Source organism: Sinorhizobium sp. CB7, assembly GCF_041357635.1.
GTDB lineage: Bacteria > Pseudomonadota > Alphaproteobacteria > Rhizobiales > Rhizobiaceae > Rhizobium.
The window spans coordinates 216,056-236,023 of record NZ_JAULLL010000012.1; the positions used below are offsets into that span (position 1 = coordinate 216,056).

The window sequence follows — 19,968 nt, forward strand, 5'->3', positions numbered from 1 at the left end:
TGTCAAAATCCCTATATTCCCCGATGGGAAATAGCCGGTGATTCGCAAGGTTTCCGCGACTTCTGAAAACTCAGGAAAGACCTCAACAATATGACCAATATATCCGCAACGGAAAACGCCGTGAGCGCAGAATACAGCGCAGACTCCATCAAGGTTTTGAAAGGCCTTGACGCTGTGCGCAAGCGCCCCGGTATGTACATTGGGGATACCGATGACGGCTCCGGTCTTCATCACATGGTCTATGAGGTGGTCGACAATGCAATCGACGAAGCGCTCGCGGGTCACGCCGATATCGTCACGGTCACCCTCAATCCCGACGGATCCGTCACGGTAACAGACAATGGTCGCGGTATCCCGACCGATATTCACAGCGGCGAGGGCGTCTCGGCCGCCGAAGTCATCATGACCCAGCTCCATGCCGGGGGAAAGTTCGACCAGAATTCCTACAAGGTTTCCGGCGGCCTGCATGGGGTTGGCGTTTCGGTGGTCAATGCGCTTTCGGTCTGGCTGAGGCTCAAGATACGCCGCCAGGGCAAGATCCATGAAATGAGCTTTACCCATGGCGTTGCCGACGCGCCGTTGAAGGTGACCGGCGATGCCGGCGATGAAACCGGTACCGAAGTCAGCTTCATGCCGAGCACCGAAACCTTCACCATGACCGAGTTCGATTACGCCACGCTCGAGCACCGCCTGCGTGAGCTTGCGTTCCTGAATTCGGGCGTCCGCATTCTTCTGTGCGACAAGCGGCATTCCGACATCAAGCAGGAAGAGATGATCTATGACGGCGGTCTGGAAGCCTTCGTTTCCTATCTCGACCGCGCCAAAAAGCCGCTCATCGAAAAGCCGGTTTCAATTCGGGGCGAAAAGGATGGCATCACCGTCGAAGTGGCGATGTGGTGGAACGACAGCTATCATGAAAATGTCCTCTGCTTCACCAACAATATTCCCCAGCGCGATGGCGGCACGCATATGGCGGGCTTCCGCGCGGCCTTGACCCGTCAGATCACCTCCTACGCCGACACGTCCGGCATCACCAAAAAGGAAAAGGTGGCGTTGACCGGTGACGACTGCCGCGAAGGACTGACCGCTGTTCTTTCTGTCAAGGTTCCGGATCCCAAATTCTCTTCGCAGACGAAGGACAAGCTGGTTTCCTCCGAAGTCCGTCCGGTGGTCGAAAGCCTGGTGAACGAGGCTTTGAGTACCTGGCTCGAAGAGCATCCGTCAGAAGCCAAGACACTGGTCGGCAAGGTGGTCGAGGCTGCGGCGGCGCGCGAGGCCGCCCGCAAGGCACGTGAGCTGACGCGGCGCAAGGGCGCGCTCGACATCGCCTCGCTGCCCGGCAAGCTTGCCGATTGTTCCGAACGCGATCCGGCCAAATCCGAACTCTTCCTGGTCGAAGGTGATTCGGCAGGCGGCTCGGCCAAGCAGGGTCGCTCCCGTGAGAACCAGGCGATCCTGCCGCTGCGCGGCAAGATTCTGAATGTCGAACGGGCGCGCTTCGACAAGATGCTGTCCAGCCAGGAAATCGGAACGCTGATCACGGCATTGGGCACCGGCATCGGCAAGGACGAGTTCAATGCCGACAAGCTGCGCTACCACAAGATCATCATCATGACGGATGCCGATGTCGACGGAGCCCACATCCGGACTCTGCTGCTCACCTTCTTTTTCCGCCAGATGCCTGAGCTCATCGAGCGCGGCAATCTCTACATCGCACAGCCGCCGCTCTATAAGGTGGCCCGCGGCAAGTCAGTGCAATATCTGAAGGATGAGAAGGCTCTCGAGGAATATCTGATCAGCCAGGGCCTCGAGGATGCTACATTGAAGCTCGGCAGCGGAGAAGTCCGCGCCGGCGAGGATCTGCGCGAGGTTATCACGGACGCATTGCGCTTGCGCACGCTCCTGGACAATCTGCATTCCCGATATAACCGCGCCGTCGTCGAACAGGCTGCGATCGCGGGCGCGCTGAATGCGGATCTCGTGAGCGATCGGGAAAGGGCCCAAGAGCTCGCGAGCGAAGTCGCTCGACGCCTCGACATCATAGCCGAGGAAACCGAAAGGGGTTGGGAAGGCGGCCTCACCAGCGAGGGCGGTCTCCGTCTCGAGCGCATGGTTCGAGGCGTGAAGGAAGTGGTGACGCTTGATATGGCCCTCATCGGTTCGTCAGATGCGCGCCATATCGATCAGCTGGCATCGCGCCTGAAGGAAATCTACCAGACGCCGCCGGCACTAGCCCGCCGCGAAGGTGACTTGGAAATTTCCGGCCCGCGCGCTCTGCTCGACGCGATCTTCGCCAGCGGCCGCAAGGGCCTGACCATGCAACGCTACAAGGGTCTGGGCGAAATGAACGCCGAACAGCTTTGGGAAACGACACTTGATCCGAATGTCCGTTCACTGCTGCAGGTCAAGGTCAGCGAAGCGACGGACGCAGACGGTCTTTTTGCCCGCCTGATGGGCGACGAGGTCGAACCGCGCCGCGAATTCATCCAGGACAACGCCCTGAGCGTTGCCAACCTTGATATCTGATGACAGAGACTGCGGATAAAAAATACCGCGCATTGCGCGGTATTTCCATAATCAGCTGCTAGCGCTGAAAATGCCGTAAAGGCAACCTCTCCCCAATTAGCCGGCAAATATTCTTGTTGGATCATCGGCCGAATGAAAGCGATATCCGTCTCTCGTCACGCTCATCCACTTCGATGTCCGCTATGACGGACTGTTTAAGTGCAATCTGCGTCCAGTTGCAGACTATCCTAGTCTGAAGGCGTTTTGGCGCCGCATACTTGACTGCTCCGGCGTGGCGCAAACCGTAAATTTGGATCGCTCAAGCGTGGCTATTCGACAGAAACCCTTAATCCGATGAAGAGCGTCCCACTCGGGCCTTCTGTTGGCGAAACCTTCTAAAGGCACCGCCAAGCCAAATGGATTAATGACTTGGATGAATAATTCGTTCATAGGTGATTGAGCAATCAAGGAGGATTCCATGAAGTTGATGCGTGTTGGAGAACCGGGCCGTGAAAAGCCAGCCTTATTGGATAGCGACGGCAAGATCCGCGATCTCTCCGCTCATGTTGCCGATATTTCGGGCGAGGCGATCACACCTGGCGGTCTGGCAAAAATTGCAGCGCTCGACCCGAAAAGCCTGCCGGAACTCGCTCCAGGCCGTATCGGGGCCTGCGTTGCCGGCACCGGCAAGTTCATCTGCATCGGCCTCAATTACTCCGATCATGCAGCCGAGACCGGGGCAACGGTCCCTCCGGAACCGGTCATCTTCATGAAAGCGACCTCCGCGATCTGCGGGCCGAATGACAATGTGCTGATCCCGCGCGGTTCTCAGAAGACGGATTGGGAAGTCGAACTCGGTGTCGTCATCGGCAAAACCGCGAAATATGTAAGTGAATCGGAAGCGCTTGACTATGTCGCCGGCTATTGCGTCGCGCATGACGTTTCCGAGCGCTCCTTCCAGACGGAGCGTGCGGGGCAGTGGACGAAGGGCAAGTCCTGCGACACCTTCGGGCCGATCGGCCCCTGGCTTGTCACCAGGAATGAAGTCGCCGATCCGCAGAACCTCGGCCTGTGGCTGAAGGTAAACGGCGAGACGAGGCAGAATGGTTCCACGAAGACGATGGTCTATGGTGTGGCGCACCTGGTCTCCTATCTTAGCCACTTCATGTCGCTGCATGCGGGCGATGTCATTTCCACGGGAACGCCTCCGGGTGTCGGCATGGGCATGAAGCCACCGCGTTATCTCAACGATGGCGATGTCGTCGAACTTGGCATCGAGGGCCTCGGGGTACAGAAGCAGAGCTTTGTAGCGGATCGTTAACGGCCTTGCTTGCTTGGAACATTAAGCTTTTCACGGCATTGTCATGCCGGAGGTGATCTCCGGCATCTAAGCTTTGTCGGACAATATGATATATTGCTGTGCAGCAAAACCATGTTAATCTTGTTCGATGATGTGGCAATAAAGAAAAAGATCATACGTCCGGTGGGAGCGGCGTTTTTAGATACTGCTGAGAAAGGTGACGCTTCCGATGTTTTATCAACTCTATGAACTCAATCACGCGGCACTCGCGCCCTTCCGGGCTGCGGCGGACATGATGCGCCTGGCCTATGCCAACCCGCTCAATCCCATGTCCCATACTGTTTTTGGCCGCACGGTCGCCGCGAGCCTCGAAGTCTTCGAGCGTACGACGCGACGCTATGGCAAGCCGGAATTCGGCCTGAAGCAGACGATCGTCGACGACAGGCCGGTTTCGGTCCATGAAAAGATCGTCTGGTCGAAGCCCTTTTGCAATCTCATCCATTTCGAACGCAGCCTGACGGATCATTCGCCGAAGATCCTGATCGTGGCGCCCATGTCGGGACATTATGCGACCCTCCTCAGAGGAACCGTGGAGGCTCTGCTGCCAAGCGCCGACGTCTACATCACCGACTGGATCGATGCGCGTATGGTGCCGATGACGGAAGGCACCTTCGATCTTGAAGACTATATCGATTACGTGATCGAGATGCTGCATCATCTGGGTCGTGATACCCATGTGGTCGCCGTCTGTCAGCCCGCCGTGCCGGTCCTCGCCGCCGCGGCCGTGATGGAAGCGGCGGGAGATCCTTTGTCCCCTTCCTCCATGACGCTGATGGGTGGTCCGATCGACACGCGCATCAATCCGACCGCGGTCAATCAACTGGCCAAGAACAAGCCGCTTGAATGGTTTGCCGACAACGTCATCATGAACGTGCCCTGGCCGCAGCCGGGCTTCATGCGCCCCGTCTATCCCGGATTTCTGCAGCTTTCCGGTTTCATGTCGATGAACCTCGACCGGCATATGATTGCCCACAAGGATTTCTTCATGCATCTCGTGAAGAACGACGGCGAGCCGGAGAAGCATCGCGATTTCTACGACGAGTATCTGGCCGTCATGGATCTGACGGCTGAATTTTACCTGCAGACAGTCGATCAGGTGTTCATGAAGCACGCATTGCCCAAGGGCGAGCTGATGCACCGCGGAAAGAGGGTCGATCCGACAGCGATCCGCAATGTCGCACTTCTGACGGTCGAGGGCGAAAACGACGACATTTCCGGTGTCGGCCAGACCAAGGCAGCCCAGACGATCTGCACAAATATTCCTGAACAGATGCGCATGCATTATCTGCAGCCGGATGTTGGCCATTATGGCGTCTTCAACGGCTCTCGCTTCCGCCGTGAGGTCGCACCACGCATCGTCGCCTTTACGAAGGAACATTCGCGCTCGCGCAGTTCCGTGGTGAAGCGTGTCATCAGAGGCGGAAAATCGGCTTAAAGCAAATATTTAGCGAATGCTGATTTAGTGCGGGTGAATCAAGGGCTTGTCCGATTTGCCACGCAAATGCCTTGAAGCCCCATCTCGCGGTAACCACTTTGATTTTCAGCGCTTTGGCAATTGGCCGGGCGCGGAAAGCGAGGGTACTGCACGATGAACCAGTCAGCATTGCTTCGACCGGATTGGACTCCGGCTACCATTGCCCTGATGATACTCGGCTTCGTGGTTTTTTGGCCGCTCGGTCTGGCCATGCTAGCCTATATCCTCTTCGGCGAACGCTTGAGGGGCTTCAAAAGGGATGTGAACCACGCAACTGATGGCATGTTTGCCGGCTGCCGCCGTTCCCATGGCCGCTATCGTTCCCATTTCTCCACGGGCAACGTAGCCTTCGACGATTGGCGCAAGGCCGAACTCGAACGGCTGGAGGAGGAGCGCCGCAAGCTCGATGAGATGCGCGACGAATTCGATGCCTATATGCGCGAGCTTCGCCGCGCCAAGGATCAGGAGGAGTTCGACCGCTTCATGCGCGAACGCAAGAACGGCAAGCGCGACGACCAAGGTCCGGCTCCCGACTTCCAGACGCCGTAACGGGCGTTTGCTTCAACGAAACCGGCATTGCCCAATGCCGGTTTTTCTTTGTCCGGAGTTCTACAGCGCCGTGCGTCTTTTAAGACGCACAAAGGTCGCTGTAGCACTTTGAATCGCTGCATGTTTCCTTAAATCGGCTCCGATTTAAGGAAACATGCAGTAGCGAATCGGATAGAAGGTCTTCATGTTTCCGCTTCTTTCAAAGACGCGCCGCTCGACCGCAAAGCCGGTGCCACCCGAGACGCGAACGCTCGACGTGGCCGGGCGGCTGATGCCGCTGACGATTCGCCAGAATGATAGGGCGACGCGCATTACGCTGAGGATCGAGCCGGGTGGCCGCGCGCTGAAAATGACGATCCCGAAGGGACTGGCACAGCGTGAGGTCAATGCCTTTCTCGAGCGGCATCAGGGCTGGCTTCTGACCAAACTCGCCAAGTTTTCCACTGAAACCCGCATGCAGCAAGGCGGGGAGATTTTGCTGCGTGGCGTCAGGCATCGTATCGAGCATAGGGGTAGCCTCAGAGGGCTGACCGAAGCGCTCGTTGTTGATGGAAAGCCGGTTCTGCGCGTTAGCGGCCTGCCTGAACATGCGGGCCGGCGCATTGCAACCTTTCTGAAGAAGGAAGCGCGTGCCGATCTCGAACGGCTGGTTGCCGTCCATGCCAATTCGATCCGCGCCAACGTCGCTTCGATCAGCATGAAGGATACCCGCAGTCGCTGGGGTTCCTGCTCGTCCGAGGGGAACCTGAGCTTTTCCTGGCGCATCGTCATGGCGCCGCCGATGGTGATCGACTATCTTGCGGCCCATGAGGTTGCCCACCTCAAGGAAATGAATCACGGCCCCCGCTTCTGGGCTCTTTGCAAGAAGCTCTGCCCGCAAATGGACGAGGCCAAGACCTGGCTGCGGCGGCACGGCAGCCAACTGCATGCGATCGACTTCGACTGATCGGAAATGGGCATCGGCTTTTCAGCTGTAACCATTTTCCAAAGCGCTTATGCGCAGTAAATACCGGCCTTGTCGCGATTGGGCTCGACTCTTTTGTCTTTTCATGTCAATCCGCTGCCATGGTACCCGAGATCAAGATCTGTGGATTGAAGACACCCGAAGCGGTTGATCGCGCATTGGAACGCGGTGCGACGCACATCGGTTTCATCTTCTTCGAAAGAAGCCCGCGCTATATCGAGCCTGATGTCGCGGGCAAGCTCGCCGAGCGTGCTCGCGGAAAGGCGAAGATCGTCGCTGTCACCGTCAATCCCAGCAATGACGACCTCGATGAAATCGTTTCGCTTGTGCAGCCCGATATCATCCAGCTCCACGGTAACGAAAGTCCGGAGCGCGTCCTGACCATAAAAGCAGTTTATGGACTGCCGGTCATGAAGGTCTTTTCGGTGCGTGATGCCAATGATTTGCGCAGGGTCGAAGCCTATATCGGCATAGCCGACCGATTTCTCTTCGATGCCAAAGCGCCGGTCGGCTCCGAATTGCCGGGCGGAAACGGCGTGTCCTTCGACTGGAGCCTGATGCACTGGCTTGACGACAGAGTCGAGTACATGCTTTCCGGAGGATTGAACAAGGACAATATCGCTGTTGCTCTCGCTTCGACCAAAGCGTCCGGCATCGATGTTTCTTCCGGCGTCGAAAGCGCGCCGGGCGTCAAGGATCTGAAGAAGATCGACGAGTTTTTCGACGCTGTTACCGAGGCATGCCTGCCGGTGACGGCCTCAGGGAGTTGAGAGTGAACGAGACGCCAAAGCTGAATTCCTTCCGTTCTGGTCCTGATGAAGATGGCCGTTTCGGCATCTATGGCGGCCGCTTCGTCGCCGAGACGCTGATGCCGCTGATCCTCGATTTGCAGGACGAATGGAACAAGGCGAAGACCGATCCCGAATTCAAGGCGGAGTTGGAAAAGCTCGGCACCCATTATATCGGCCGCCCTAGCCCGCTTTATTTTGCCGAGCGCCTGACCGCCGAGCTCGGCGGCGCGAAGATCTATTTCAAGCGCGAGGAGCTCAATCACACTGGCTCTCACAAGATCAACAACTGCATTGGCCAGATCCTGCTGGCAAAGCGCATGGGCAAGACCCGCATCATCGCCGAGACCGGCGCCGGCCAGCATGGCGTGGCATCTGCGACCGTTGCTGCGCGCTTCGGTTTTCCCTGTGTCGTGTACATGGGCGCGACCGACGTCGAGCGACAGGCACCGAATGTTTTCCGCATGAAACTCCTCGGCGCCGAGGTTAGGCCGGTGACGGCCGGACACGGGACGTTGAAGGATGCGATGAACGAGGCGTTGCGCGATTGGGTCACCAATGTCGACAGCACCTATTATCTGATCGGCACTGCCGCCGGCCCGCATCCCTATCCGGAGATGGTGCGCGACTTCCAGTCGGTCATCGGCCGGGAAGCCAAGGAACAGATTCTGGCAGCGGAAGGCAGGCTGCCGGATCTCGTTATCGCGGCGGTTGGCGGCGGTTCGAATGCGATCGGCATCTTCCATCCTTTCCTGGATGACGACAGCGTGAAAATCGTCGGCGTCGAGGCGGGCGGCAAGGGTCTGCAGGGCGACGAACATTGTGCCTCCATCACCGCCGGGTCCCCGGGCGTCCTGCACGGCAACAGGACGTATCTGCTTCAGGACGGCGACGGCCAGATCAAGGAAGGCCACTCGATTTCCGCCGGTCTCGACTACCCCGGCATCGGTCCGGAACATTCATGGCTGAACGATATCGGCCGTGCTGAATATGTGCCGATCATGGATCAAGAAGCACTCGAAGCCTTCCAGCTCCTGACCCGTCTTGAAGGCATCATTCCGGCTTTGGAACCGTCGCACGCGCTCGCAGAAGTCATCAAGCGAGCGCCGAAGATGGGCAAGGACGAAATCATCCTGATGAATCTCTCGGGCCGCGGCGACAAGGACATCTTCACCGTCGGCAAGATCCTGGGAATGTGAGTAAGACATCATGACCGCACGCATGGACAAACGCTTTGCCGATCTGAAAGCGGAAGGCCGCCCGGCACTCGTCACCTATTTCATGGGTGGCGATCCGGATTATGAGACCTCGCTCGGTATCATGAAGGCTCTTCCCTCGGCCGGTGCTGATATCATCGAGCTCGGCATGCCGTTTTCCGATCCGATGGCCGATGGTCCTGCGATCCAGATGGCCGGACAGCGTGCGCTGAGGGGTGGCCAGACTCTGAAGAAGACATTGCAGCTCGCGACCGAGTTCCGCAAGACCGATAGCAAAACACCGATCGTCCTGATGGGATACTACAATCCCATCTACATTTACGGTGTGGACAGGTTCCTCGAGGATGCACTTGCGGCCGGCATCGACGGCTTGATCGTCGTCGACCTTCCGCCGGAAATGGATGACGAGCTCTGCATACCGGCAATCCGCAAGGGCATCAATTTCATCCGCCTGGCGACGCCGACAACGGACGACAAGCGCCTGCCGACAGTTCTGAACAATACTTCCGGTTTCGTCTACTACGTCTCCATGACCGGCATTACCGGTTCGGCTTTGCCGGATCCGTCGCTGGTCTCGGGTGCCGTCAGGCGTATCAAGCAACATACCGAATTGCCGGTCTGTGTCGGCTTCGGCGTCAAGACTGCCGACCACGCCAAGGTTATCGGCTCCTCGGCCGACGGCGTCGTAGTCGGCACCGCGATCGTCAATCAGGTCGCCACAAGCTTGACCAAGGACGGCAAGGCGACTGCGGACACCGTGCAGGCCGTCGCCACGCTGGTACGCGGCCTCGCTACCGGAACCCGCTCGGCGCGCCTTGTTGCTGCCGAATAGTTTTCCCACATTGGCATCGGTCAATCAGGAGTATTCGATTTGAACTGGATCACAAATTACGTTCGCCCGCGGATCAATTCCATGCTGGGCCGCCGTGAGGTGCCGGAAAATCTCTGGATCAAATGCCCTGAGACAGGCGAAATGGTTTTCCATAAGGATCTCGAGGACAACAAGTGGGTGATTCCTGCTTCCGGCTATCACATGAAGATGCCGGCCAAGGCTCGCCTGGCGGATCTTTTTGATAATGGCCAGTATGAAGCCCTGCCGCAACCGAAGGTTGCTCAGGATCCGTTGCGTTTCCGCGATTCCAAGAAATATATCGATCGCCTGAAGGACAGCCGGATAAAGACCGAGCAGGAGGACACGATCCTCTCCGGCTTCGGCAAGGTGCGCGGTGTCGAACTTGTGGCTGTGGTCCATGAATTCAACTTCATCGGCGGTTCGCTTGGCATGGCAGCCGGCGAGGCCATCGTGCGGGCTTTCGAGCGCGCGATTGCCGAAAAATGCCCGCTCGTCATCTTCCCGGCGTCGGGCGGGGCGCGCATGCAGGAAGGCATTCTCTCTCTGATGCAGCTTCCGCGCACGACCGTTGCGGTCAACCTGCTGAAGGAAGCGGGCCTGCCTTATATCGTGATTCTGACCAATCCGACGACGGGCGGCGTTACCGCCTCCTATGCGATGCTCGGTGACATTCATCTCGCCGAGCCGGGCGCAGAAATCGGCTTTGCCGGCAAGCGCGTCATCGAACAAACGCTGCGCGAGAAGCTTCCCGAAGGCTTCCAGACCTCGGAATATTTGCTGGAGCACGGCATGGTCGACATGGTCGTCAAGCGCCATGATCTTCCCGAGACGCTGGCACGGCTTCTGAAGATTCTTACCAGAACGCCGGCGAACACTTCCGCCGAAGAGACGAATAAGATAGCGTTGCCGATGGTAGCGAATGCCTGATCGAGCCTAGGCGAGCAAAGGCGGGAGGTGCGGGATGATACCCATGGACCAATCCGCGATGAGCGAGGCGGCGCGGGAGATCGAAAAGCTTATGGGATTGCATCCCAAGGGCTTTGATCTGTCACTGGAGCGAATCACCCGTCTTCTCGATATTCTCGGCAATCCGCACAGGAAGCTGCCGCCGGTGATCCACGTTGCAGGCACGAACGGCAAGGGCTCCGTCACCGCCTTCTGCCGTGCGTTGCTCGAGGCGGGCGGTTACAGCGTTCACGTTCACACCTCGCCGCATCTCGTCAACTGGCACGAGCGCTATCGCATCGGCGCGAAGAACGGTCCCGGCCAGCTTGTCGATGACGCGGTCTTTGCCGATGCGCTGCGTCGCGTGGCGGACGCGAATGGTGGTCAGAAGATCACGGTTTTCGAGATCCTGACCGCCGTGACTTTCCTCCTGTTTTCAGAGCATCCGGCCGATGCCGCGATAATTGAGGTCGGGCTCGGCGGCCGCTTCGACGCCACCAACGTGATTTCGAATCCGGCCGCTTCGGTCATCATGCCGATCTCCCTCGATCACCAGCCTTATCTCGGCGACCGTGTCGAACTGATCGCCGCCGAAAAGGCCGGCATCATGAAACGCGGCCATCCCGTCGTCATCGGCCATCAGGAATATGATGCCGCTCTCGACGTTCTGCTGTCGACGGCCGAGCGACTGCATTGCCCGACTGCCAGCTTCGGTCAGGATTTCATGGCCCACGAGGAATATGGCCGACTGATCTATCAGGACGAATTTGGTCTTGCCGACCTGCCGCTGCCGCGCCTGCCCGGCAGGCATCAGTATGCCAATGCCGCCGCGGCGATTCGTGCCGTCAAGGCCGCCGGCTTTACCGTTACCGAAATGATGATGGAAAAAGCCATGGTTTCCGTTGACTGGCCGGGCCGCCTGCAGCGGCTGACAGAGGGAAAGCTGTTGGCTCATGCGCCTGAGGGCACCGAGATCTGGGTGGATGGCGGTCACAATCCCGGTGCTGGTGAAGTTATCGCCGAGGCGATGGCGAATTTTGAGGAGCGCCAGGCCCGTCCGCTGTTCCTCATCACCGGCATGCTCAACACCAAGGATCCGGTTGGCTATTTCAAGGCTTTCGCCGGGCTTGCGGAGAAGGTCTTCAGTGTCCCGATCCGCGGTAGCGATGCCATGACCGATCCCGTCATTCTCGCTAATGCCGCCTATGATGCCGGCCTCGTCGCGGAGCCGATGTCCTCGGTCGCAGAGGCTCTCGAGGCGGTCGGTCATATGCTTGTGCCGGGAAAGGCGCCGCCGCGAATTCTGATCGGCGGATCTCTCTACCTCGTCGGCGAAGTGCTCGCCGAAAATGGCACGCCTCCCCAATGAAAAAAGCCCGGCTTTCGCCGGGCTCGTCATTACCTTGCTATTTCATTTCAGCGATTAAGCCGCGCTTGAAATCCAGCTCGCAAGAGCGGTCTTCGGACGCGCCCCAACGGCGATATCGGCAACCTCACCGCCCTTGAAGATGGCAAGCGTCGGAATGGAGCGCACGCCGAACTGAGCGGCAAGCTCGGGATTCTCGTCGATATTGAGCTTCGCAACCTTGACCTTGCCCTGGAGTTCGACAGCGATTTCTTCGAGGCTCGGAGCGATCATCTTGCAGGGCCCGCACCATTCAGCCCAGAAATCGACAACGACGGGCTCTGCGGATTCCAGAACTTCGGACTTGAAGTTGGAAGTATCGACTTTCACGGTAGCCATAAAATGCTCCTTTACCGTATTTGCTGTTGAAGCAGATGTGATGGTGCGGTGCCGAAATTTCAATGTCCGATATTTCACTTTGTTTTGAGCTCTGCAAGGGCCAATGCAAGGATCTCGGGGGCAAGCGTGAATATCGAGGCATTTTCGGTATAGACCAGGACGCAATCGATGCTTTTGCCGGGATAGAGCGGCGCCAGAATCTCGCGATAAATGGCAAGCTGGGCCCGATGCGCGAAGGGAATGTCGCAATCGCGTTCCGGGGGAACGCGATTGGTCTTGTAGTCCAGAATGACCACGCGGTCGTGAAGGACCGCGAGCCGGTCGATCCGCCCTGAAACTGCATACTGCCTGTCGTTCAGCGAAAGCGTGCCCATGATCGAGACTTCAGCTTGCGCATGGCCGCTGAAGACGTCCTGCAGCCCGTCATGCGCCATGAGCGCAACCACCGCGTCGACAAGATGCTGGCGTTCAGTCTCGGGCCAGAAGCGCGCCGCCCGTTCCATGTAGCGCCAGGCGGCATCGGCCCGTTCCGCCGGCACTGTATCCGGCAATGCCTGCAGCATGCGGTGAATGAAACGCCCTTTTTCCAGCGACCGGTTGGACTTGCCCTTGCTGCCGAAGAGCGGTGAAATCACGAGGACGTCGCCAGCTTCCTCGTCGATGATCGTGCCCGCACCCGACGGGCTTAAGGGCCGCGGCAGATGTCTTTGCGGCGGCAATGGTCGGTTAAGCCCAGGCGGCAGCGTCGCCTGATCTTTTTGTTCCTCAGTTCGAGTTGCGCGTTCGAACGAGCGGTCGACCTGCGGCACGCGCCATCTGACCCCCTGCCATTCTCCATCGGGGCCGGAGAACGTCGCCGTTGTCACATGCGGATGATCTTCCTGCATGGCCGCGGAAATCATCGCATGCCATGTGTTCACCTCGGGTCGGACGCCGCGATAACCACAGACGATCAGGCGATCCGCCGCCCGCGTCATTCCGACATAGAGCAGTCGGCGATACTCCTCTTCCGCCAAGACCTGGATCCTGGCTGCATCCGCCCGCGTCAACGTATTGGCGAGATGACCGACGGGCACCCAGACCGGCATCGGAGGCTCGCCGTCGCGCGTCCGGATCAGCCGAAGCTTCGGAAGATGTGTATGCGTGAAGGCTTTGGAACCGCCGTCGACAAGGAAGACGATCGGCGCCTCCAGCCCTTTCGACGCATGCACGGTCATGATTCGGACTTCGTTACGTCCCTTGTCCTGCTCGCGCTTGACCTCGGGCGCTTCGAGCTCCAGCGTCGAGATAAAGGATTGCAGCCCCGGACGCCCGGAAGTTTCGTGGTCGAGCGTGAAGGTCAGGAATTCATCGAGGATGTCGCTGACTTCGGTGCCGAGCCGTGCCAGGAACTTTCGCCGGCCGCCGTGACTTCCAAGCACTCGCGCATAGAAATCATGGACCGAAAGGCCTCTCGATTCCTCAAGAAACACCTTAAGTTCTGTGACGACGGAGGCGAAGCGATCATGGCCATCCGCCGCAAATGCATGAAGATGGCTCCAGACGCTTTCACCCTCCGGGCGGAGAGCGGCAATGGCAAAGATATCGTCCTCGGTGAGATCGAAGAGGGGACTCTTGAGCAATGCCGCAAGCGAGAGGTCGTCTTCCTGAAGCAGCAGAAAACGGCCGAGCGCCAACAGGTCCTGCACGGCGATATGGCTCGTCAGGACAAGCCGGTCGGCACCGGCGACGGGGACATTCCCCCGTCTCTTGAGTGCACGGGTCAGCGCATTGACGAAGGCATCCCGCTTGCGCACCAGCACTAGAATATCGCCCGCGTCGAGGAAACGTTCCTTGCCCTTCTCGATGATCGTTGCGCGTCCGATGAGGTTGCCGATTACATGGGCGATGCGCCGCGCCAGGATCGCTGCCGGAGCACTCTCGGGTGTTGCGTCGAATGGTGCGGTCCAGTCCTCTTCCTTCACGCTCTGTTCCGGCGCAATCATTTCCCAAAGCTCAACCGAGCCGGGATGACCGATACGGCTTGAGCGATGCACGACCGGATCACCCCGAGCGCTCAATCCCCGTGCATGATCCGGCACAGCAAATATCTGGTCGACGGCGGCAAGCACGTCGGACGTTGATCGGAAGGACAGCGGCAGACGGATAGGCGAGAACATCTGGCCGCTTGCGGTTACGCGACGGCGGGTTCGTTCGCTTTCCTCCGAGAAGCGCTCCGGGCGTGCGCCCTGGAAGGAATAGATCGATTGCTTCTCGTCGCCGACGGCGAAGATCGTGCGAACGTCGGAACGCGCGCTTTCCCCGGAAAAGAAATCCTCGGCGAGAGATTGGATGACGCTCCATTGAACAGGACTCGTATCCTGCGCCTCATCGACAAGAATGTGGTCGATGCCCTGGTCGAGCTTGTAGTGGACCCAGGGGCCGACGCCGTTCTTCGTCAGAAGTTCGGCGCTGCGGGTGATCAGATCCTCGAAATCGAGCTGGCTGCGTTGATTCTTCAGCTCCTCATAATCGCGATTGAGGCGATCGGCCAGGATGAGTGCCGCATGGGTGGCGCGATAGGTGCGCATCAGCTTCAATCGGTCGCGGCAGGCAAGCACATGCGTTCGCGCCGCCACCACGGCATCGGCAAGTTCCGGCGCCTCAGCAAGCATTGCCTTGGAATAGAACTGCGAATCCGCCTTGGGCTCGCCGTCCTTCTTCAGGAGCAGCTTTTCAAGGGTCTCCGCGCGTGCCGCGGGATCGCCCTCCTTTGCGGCAAGCCGCAGGCCATAGGCGATCTCCTGAGCCTTCTGGCCGCCCTTCTGGTCGGCGAGCGAGAGATAGAGATCGAGTGTAGGGCCGGAGAGCCCGGGAAGGGGCCAGTATTTCTCGGCAATGCCGGTCTCGGTGTCTTTGCGCGAAAGACCGAGACGCGCGCGCAGTACCTTCTCGATGCCACCCGCTTGCTCCGCCGCGAGCGTAAATTGCCGTATCGCATTGCGATTGGCGACGATTTCGCCGAGAAGCGCGTCGAGGCCGGATTCGTCGCCAAGATCGAGCACATGAGCAAAGGCTTCGGCGAGATCGGCATCCTCCTCAGGCGCCGTCTTGGTCAGCAGGTTGCGACGGGCATCGGTGAGCAAGGTCGCGGCCGCACGGTCGTCCAGAACGGAAAAGTGGCCGGCGACATTCGCCTCCAGCGGAAATTGATGAAGCAGCGCTTCACAGAAGGCGTGGATCGTCTGGATCTTCAGTCCACCCGGCGTCTCCAGCGCCTTGGCAAAGAGCCGGCGCGCCTCCGCAAGCTTGAACATATCCGGCTCGGCGCCCTCGATGTCGGCAATTCTCGTTCTGAGGGCATTGTCCGGCAAGGTTGCCCATTCCGACAGCCGGGCGAAGACGCGGTTCGACATTTCCGAGGCCGCCGCCTTGGTATAGGTCAGGCAGAGGATGGCGGAAGGCCGTGCGCCGGCCAGCAGCAGCCGAATGACGCGTTGCGTCAGCACGTGCGTTTTTCCCGAGCCGGCATTGGCAGAGACCCAAGCCGAACGGGAGGGATCGGAGGCGATCGATTGCTGAACCGTCGTCCAGCTGATCCATGTGCCCGGATCATCGGCTTCTGGAAGCGGTATTGATTTAATCATCGCCCGCTCCCTCGTCGGCTTCCGCCGTCGACCATTCCGAAACACGCGCAAGGTGATCGTAATCGCCGCCATAGTCGTATTGCTGCGCGGGAATCAGCCGTGACGTGAAGCCTTTCTCGCCGGATTGCAGCAGTGAAACAAACTTGACGAGTTGATCGAGCGACTCTTCCGCCAGGTCCATAGCCGACTTTGTTTTGTTTCTGTCGCCGCCGCGGCTGGAGGATTCGCTATTGACCTGATCGACCTTGAAGCGATCGCGCGGGCGCAGCCTTACATAAAGAAGATTTTCGGGAACAAGATGTCCGATGTCACGAAAGGCGCCTGCCCTAAGTGCCGCCGCTTCGAGCGCGAGTTGCGGATCAAGAAGCGAGAGCGCCTGCGCTCGCGATGGATTGTGGCCGGTTTTGTAATCGATGATGTCCGCCGCGCCGGAGCTCTTGATGTCGATCCTGTCGGCGACGCCGGTAAGCCTTATTCCGATTGCGTCAATATCGGCGCCCCCACGTACCTCCGTAAGCGTCTTGCGGATTTCCGGGTGACGCTCCCTTTCCCATTTCAGGAAGGCGCGGGCGACTTCGCGAAAGCGCGGTCGCCAGACGCGGTCGATATGCGGCGGGAGCTTCTCGGCATCGAAAAGCTCGTTCAGAATCCGCTCCATCGCCTCCGTTGCTCTCGTTGTTCCCGGCACATGCCCTTCCCGGGTAAAGCGGTCGATGATCTTGTGATAGAGAGTTCCGCGTTCGGCAGCGCCCGGCTCGCGATTGAACGGGGCGACCGGATCGAGCTTCAGGATACGCCGAGCGTAGATGGCATAGGGATCGCGCCGCAGGCGGCTGACTTCGCTGAAGGAATAGCTCTTCGGTTGCAGTTCTGCCGGAGGTTGCGGCGACGGGCGTTGCGCCTGTGGCTGGTTGTCGCCGGCATCGATCAGACCGGCCCAGTGAATAAAACGATTGCCGCGCTTTTTCAGCTCGGTTTCGAAAGCGCCCCCGCCGAGCGCCAGCAGGCGCTGCAGCCAACGGGAGGCGACGGTTGGCGTTGCACCCTGCCTGAGTGCGCGGGAATAAACCAGGTGGCGGGTGCCGTTCGCCATCTCGAAGTCGTGCGCGAGCTGACCGATGCGCCGCTCCGGCGGCTCCAGGCCGATTTCCGTCTTCATCATGCGGGAAATGAACGGATTGTTGGCGGTTTGGCCCGGCCAGGAACCTTCGTTCAGGCCACCGAGGATCAAGGTATCGACGCTCTGCAGACGCGCTTCGAGCGTACCGAAGATGAAGAGGCGAGGATGGTTGAGGGCGCGGGGCTTCACTGCCAGCCCGGCGGTCATTGCGGCCATGATGTCGATCCATTGAGGCCCGTCCGCTTCCATCTGTCCGTCTATCTGCATGACCTCGCCGAGCAGGCTTGCCAGGGCATCGCCGGCCTCGCCCGACCAGAGACCGGCAAGATTGCCGCGCTCGTCTGCAGCAACCATCTCGAGCGCCCGCCCCGTACGCTCTGCCCATTCCGCAATCGTGATCATGGTCGCAGATCCTTGATCTGCCGATCTCTCTTGGCTGAGCACGGAGGTCAAGGGTTCGGCTGCTGCGCCGATCCGTCGGGCAAGATCGCGCGCCTTTTCCACAGCCTCGGTGGAAAGCGATTTCCGCCATTGCGGCGCGTGACCGTCCCTCGCCTGTTCGGCGAGCTGATGCTCAAGGAGCGGTTCCAATTTCCGGACGTCAATCTCCGCGACGCCGCCGCGTAGCGCGAGCAGCTCGAGGGCGGCGGCCGAGGATTCGAGCATGTCCTTGGCAAGGCCGAATCGGGCCAGCGGGTGCTTGAGCAGCGCGACGAGAGCGACTGGATCTGCCGGCCGCAGGGTTGCTTCGAGCAACAGCTGAACCACCGTTCCCTGCTGTGTTGCGGAGAACGGTGAACCGGCCGAATCGTCAGCCAGGATGCCGAAACGAGCGAGCTCCGCCATGACGCGACGGGCAAGATTGCGATCCGGTGTAATCAGTGCCGCCTGGCTTTCACCATTCTGGCCGGGGCGCTCTAACGCCAGCCGCAATGCGATCGCGATCGCCGTTGCTTCTTCCCGTTCGTTGGCGGCTTCGATCAGCGAAACGTCTGCGAACGCGTCATGCAGCGCATCGGGCGGCAGGGTAGCTTTCCAGTGGCCCCAGTCGCCGGTCACCTCGGCAGGCGCAAGGGCATGCGAGAGGATGCTCGCGCGAAGACTCATGTCCGGTTCGGCTTCGCCGAGCACCTCGACGTCCTCCCGCCTTTGCTTGAGACGATTCAGCAACTGGAAAAGGCCGTATTGCGGATGGCTGCGGGTTGCGGGGTCGGCGCGCTTGCCAGCCGCAATTCCGGGCGCGACTTGCTGCCAGTCCGCATCCGACATCGAAAGATCGAGACCAGGGAGCACGATGATGCCCTGCGGCAGGTTGGCAACGGCCGCGATCAGATCGGCGGTTGCTGGTACCGAACCGGTCGAGCCCGCTATGATGATGGGACCGGAATGCTTTGCCGCCGACAGGCGGTTCGCCTCGGCACGCAGGATCGCATTGCGATGGCGCGCCGGCGAGGATCGGCCGAGCTCGTTCAGCCTCTCCGGCCAGAAGGCACTTGCGATCCGGAGGAAATCGGCCGTCAGCTGCCACCAGAGGGCGTGATCCTGTGCATCAAGCTTGGCAAGCTCCGACCAGTCGCGGTCTTCCGTTTCGATCGAATCGATCAGTTCGGCCAAATTGCGGGCAAGCCAGATGGCGTCAGCGGGACTTGCCGGTGCCACAAGCGGAGAATCGGAGTGAATGTCGCGGACGATCTGGGGCAGCCTGTTGCGCCATGCAAGGATGAGCCGCGCCAGTTCCACCAGCCGCGCCGTGTTGGAAAGCGGTTGGGCAAGATCCAGGGCTGCCGGAACGGTTTCCTCGAAATAACCGCTGTCGTCATCGGTCTCGCCAAGCGGGCGAATGACTGGAAGGATGGCGGCTCGGCCGCCAAGCAGGTCGACGAATTCCGAGCGCAGCACACGGGCAGAACGGCGTGTCGGCAGGAAGATGGTGATCTTGGCAAGCGATAGCGGGTCGGTTGGATCATGGCGGAACTGATCTGTCAGACGTCCGTCGCAAAGCGTCTTGGCCAGCGTCTTCAGAAAGGGGAGACCCGTCGGAATCGTGAGAATACGTGGTCGATGCTGCTGCGCCATGACTTAGACAAACGTCTGGAACGTCCGGATCGTCTCCTCTGCCTCGCCGATCGCCTCGGGCGTGCCCACGGTCAGCCATTGACCTTCGAGCATCAGGCCGTAGAGCCTTCCTCGTGCAATCGCTTTGTCAAAATAGATATTGAGGTTGAATGCGTCCAAAGGAGCGTCATCAAGCAGCGACGGCTTCATGACGATCGCCCCGGCATATACGACGGGATTGGGATCGCCATCGCGATAGCGCGTCAGGCGCCCATCCTGCGCAAGGCTGAAGTCCTTCTTGCCATTGTGGCCTGTGGTGTCCTCCAGCTTGACGCAGAGCAACGCCATGTCCATGAAGTCGGAATCGAAGAATCCGGCTAAGCGTTGAAGATTGGTCGGCCTGTCAGGCCGTTCGCCAATCCAGAAGAGATCGGCATTCATGACGAAGATGACGTCCCGGTCGAGCAGTTTCAGCCCCTTTGCGAGGCCGCCGCCGGAATTCATCAATGCGTCGCGCTCGTCGGAAATGACGATTTCCATGCGGCCGTAGGATCCAAGGTGATCGATCATCTGATCCGCAAGGTGATGAACATTCACGGCTGCTTTCCTCACGCCTGCATCCGCAAGCGAATCGAGAGCATAGTCTATCATCGCCTTGCCGGCGATCTTTACCAGCGGTTTCGGGATCGTATCCGTTATGGGGCGCATGCGGATTCCGAGGCCTGCGGCCAATACCATGGCTTGTCTGATGGTCATGTGATCCCAGAA

14 protein-coding genes are annotated in these 19,968 nt (G+C 59.4%); 10 read left to right on the forward strand and 4 right to left on the reverse strand.

From position 1 onward, the window contains the following. The first annotated feature begins 90 nt into the window (after positions 1 to 90). The 10 genes from gyrB to AAE029_RS23155 all read left to right on the forward strand — a co-directional run bounded on the left by gyrB (position 91) and on the right by AAE029_RS23155 (position 12,024). The gene (gene gyrB / locus AAE029_RS23110; protein ID WP_371075231.1) at positions 91 to 2,526 is read left to right on the forward strand and encodes a DNA topoisomerase (ATP-hydrolyzing) subunit B; all 2,436 of its coding nucleotides are present in this window, start codon (positions 91 to 93) and stop codon (positions 2,524 to 2,526) included. 457 nt (positions 2,527 to 2,983) lie between these two features. Beyond that, positions 2,984 to 3,826, forward strand: a complete 843-nt coding sequence (locus AAE029_RS23115; protein ID WP_371075232.1) for a fumarylacetoacetate hydrolase family protein — start codon at positions 2,984 to 2,986, stop codon at positions 3,824 to 3,826. A 208-nt stretch (positions 3,827 to 4,034) separates the two neighbouring features. Next, on the forward strand, positions 4,035 to 5,300 hold the full coding sequence (locus AAE029_RS23120; protein ID WP_371075233.1) for a polyhydroxyalkanoate depolymerase: 1,266 nt from the start codon (positions 4,035 to 4,037) through the stop codon (positions 5,298 to 5,300). A 153-nt stretch (positions 5,301 to 5,453) separates the two neighbouring features. Continuing rightward, a complete protein-coding gene (locus tag AAE029_RS23125) occupies positions 5,454 to 5,888 on the forward strand; it encodes a DUF2852 domain-containing protein (protein ID WP_371075234.1) in 435 nt (144 codons plus the stop codon). Positions 5,889 to 6,072: 184 nt separating this feature from the next. Further along, a complete protein-coding gene (locus tag AAE029_RS23130) occupies positions 6,073 to 6,834 on the forward strand; it encodes a M48 family metallopeptidase (RefSeq protein WP_371075235.1) in 762 nt (253 codons plus the stop codon). A gap of 119 nt (positions 6,835 to 6,953) precedes the next feature. After that, positions 6,954 to 7,622, forward strand: coding sequence for a phosphoribosylanthranilate isomerase (locus tag AAE029_RS23135; protein WP_371075236.1), 669 nt, complete (start codon positions 6,954 to 6,956; stop codon positions 7,620 to 7,622). Between the two features lie 2 nt (positions 7,623 to 7,624). After that, a complete protein-coding gene (trpB, locus tag AAE029_RS23140) occupies positions 7,625 to 8,839 on the forward strand; it encodes a tryptophan synthase subunit beta (RefSeq protein WP_371075237.1) in 1,215 nt (404 codons plus the stop codon). Between the two features lie 10 nt (positions 8,840 to 8,849). Further along, entirely contained in the window at positions 8,850 to 9,689 is an 840-nt protein-coding gene (gene trpA, locus AAE029_RS23145) for a tryptophan synthase subunit alpha (protein ID WP_371075238.1), read from the forward strand. 39 nt (positions 9,690 to 9,728) lie between these two features. Then, positions 9,729 to 10,637: an acetyl-CoA carboxylase, carboxyltransferase subunit beta gene (gene accD, locus AAE029_RS23150; protein ID WP_371075239.1), complete on the forward strand. Its 909-nt coding sequence runs from the start codon at positions 9,729 to 9,731 to the stop codon at positions 10,635 to 10,637. A gap of 34 nt (positions 10,638 to 10,671) precedes the next feature. After that, on the forward strand, positions 10,672 to 12,024 hold the full coding sequence (locus AAE029_RS23155) for a folylpolyglutamate synthase/dihydrofolate synthase family protein (protein WP_371075240.1): 1,353 nt from the start codon (positions 10,672 to 10,674) through the stop codon (positions 12,022 to 12,024). A gap of 54 nt (positions 12,025 to 12,078) precedes the next feature. On the opposite strand, the gene trxA is transcribed toward AAE029_RS23155, so the two are convergent. From trxA to AAE029_RS23175, 4 genes are all read right to left on the reverse strand, one after another. Further along, positions 12,079 to 12,399 (reverse strand): thioredoxin, encoded by a 321-nt coding sequence (trxA, locus tag AAE029_RS23160; protein ID WP_371075241.1) that lies wholly within the window; start codon positions 12,397 to 12,399, stop codon positions 12,079 to 12,081. Between the two features lie 74 nt (positions 12,400 to 12,473). Further along, positions 12,474 to 16,025 (reverse strand): double-strand break repair helicase AddA, encoded by a 3,552-nt coding sequence (gene addA / locus AAE029_RS23165; protein ID WP_371075242.1) that lies wholly within the window; start codon positions 16,023 to 16,025, stop codon positions 12,474 to 12,476. Then, on the reverse strand, positions 16,018 to 19,221 hold the full coding sequence (gene addB, locus AAE029_RS23170) for a double-strand break repair protein AddB (RefSeq protein ID WP_371075243.1): 3,204 nt from the start codon (positions 19,219 to 19,221) through the stop codon (positions 16,018 to 16,020). Before addB ends, addA begins: the two co-directional genes overlap by 8 nt. A 3-nt stretch (positions 19,222 to 19,224) precedes the next feature. After that, positions 19,225 to 19,956 (reverse strand): nucleotidyltransferase family protein, encoded by a 732-nt coding sequence (locus AAE029_RS23175; protein ID WP_371075244.1) that lies wholly within the window; start codon positions 19,954 to 19,956, stop codon positions 19,225 to 19,227. Between the last annotated feature and the right edge of the window lie 12 nt (positions 19,957 to 19,968).

What these genes read in the sequence shown, in the direction of transcription:
- gyrB (WP_371075231.1), top strand. Translation starts at nt 91, where the DNA reads ATGACCAATATATCCGCAACGGAAAACGCCGTGAGCGCAGAATACAGC.
- AAE029_RS23115 (WP_371075232.1), top strand. Translation starts at nt 2,984, where the DNA reads ATGAAGTTGATGCGTGTTGGAGAACCGGGCCGTGAAAAGCCAGCCTTA.
- AAE029_RS23120 (WP_371075233.1), top strand. Translation starts at nt 4,035, where the DNA reads ATGTTTTATCAACTCTATGAACTCAATCACGCGGCACTCGCGCCCTTC.
- AAE029_RS23125 (WP_371075234.1), top strand. Translation starts at nt 5,454, where the DNA reads ATGAACCAGTCAGCATTGCTTCGACCGGATTGGACTCCGGCTACCATT.
- AAE029_RS23130 (WP_371075235.1), top strand. Translation starts at nt 6,073, where the DNA reads ATGTTTCCGCTTCTTTCAAAGACGCGCCGCTCGACCGCAAAGCCGGTG.
- AAE029_RS23135 (WP_371075236.1), top strand. Translation starts at nt 6,954, where the DNA reads ATGGTACCCGAGATCAAGATCTGTGGATTGAAGACACCCGAAGCGGTT.
- trpA (WP_371075238.1), top strand. Translation starts at nt 8,850, where the DNA reads ATGACCGCACGCATGGACAAACGCTTTGCCGATCTGAAAGCGGAAGGC.
- AAE029_RS23155 (WP_371075240.1), top strand. Translation starts at nt 10,672, where the DNA reads ATGATACCCATGGACCAATCCGCGATGAGCGAGGCGGCGCGGGAGATC.
- trxA (WP_371075241.1), bottom strand. Translation starts at nt 12,399, where the DNA reads ATGGCTACCGTGAAAGTCGATACTTCCAACTTCAAGTCCGAAGTTCTG.
- addA (WP_371075242.1), bottom strand. Translation starts at nt 16,025, where the DNA reads ATGATTAAATCAATACCGCTTCCAGAAGCCGATGATCCGGGCACATGG.
- addB (WP_371075243.1), bottom strand. Translation starts at nt 19,221, where the DNA reads ATGGCGCAGCAGCATCGACCACGTATTCTCACGATTCCGACGGGTCTC.
- AAE029_RS23175 (WP_371075244.1), bottom strand. Translation starts at nt 19,956, where the DNA reads ATGACCATCAGACAAGCCATGGTATTGGCCGCAGGCCTCGGAATCCGC.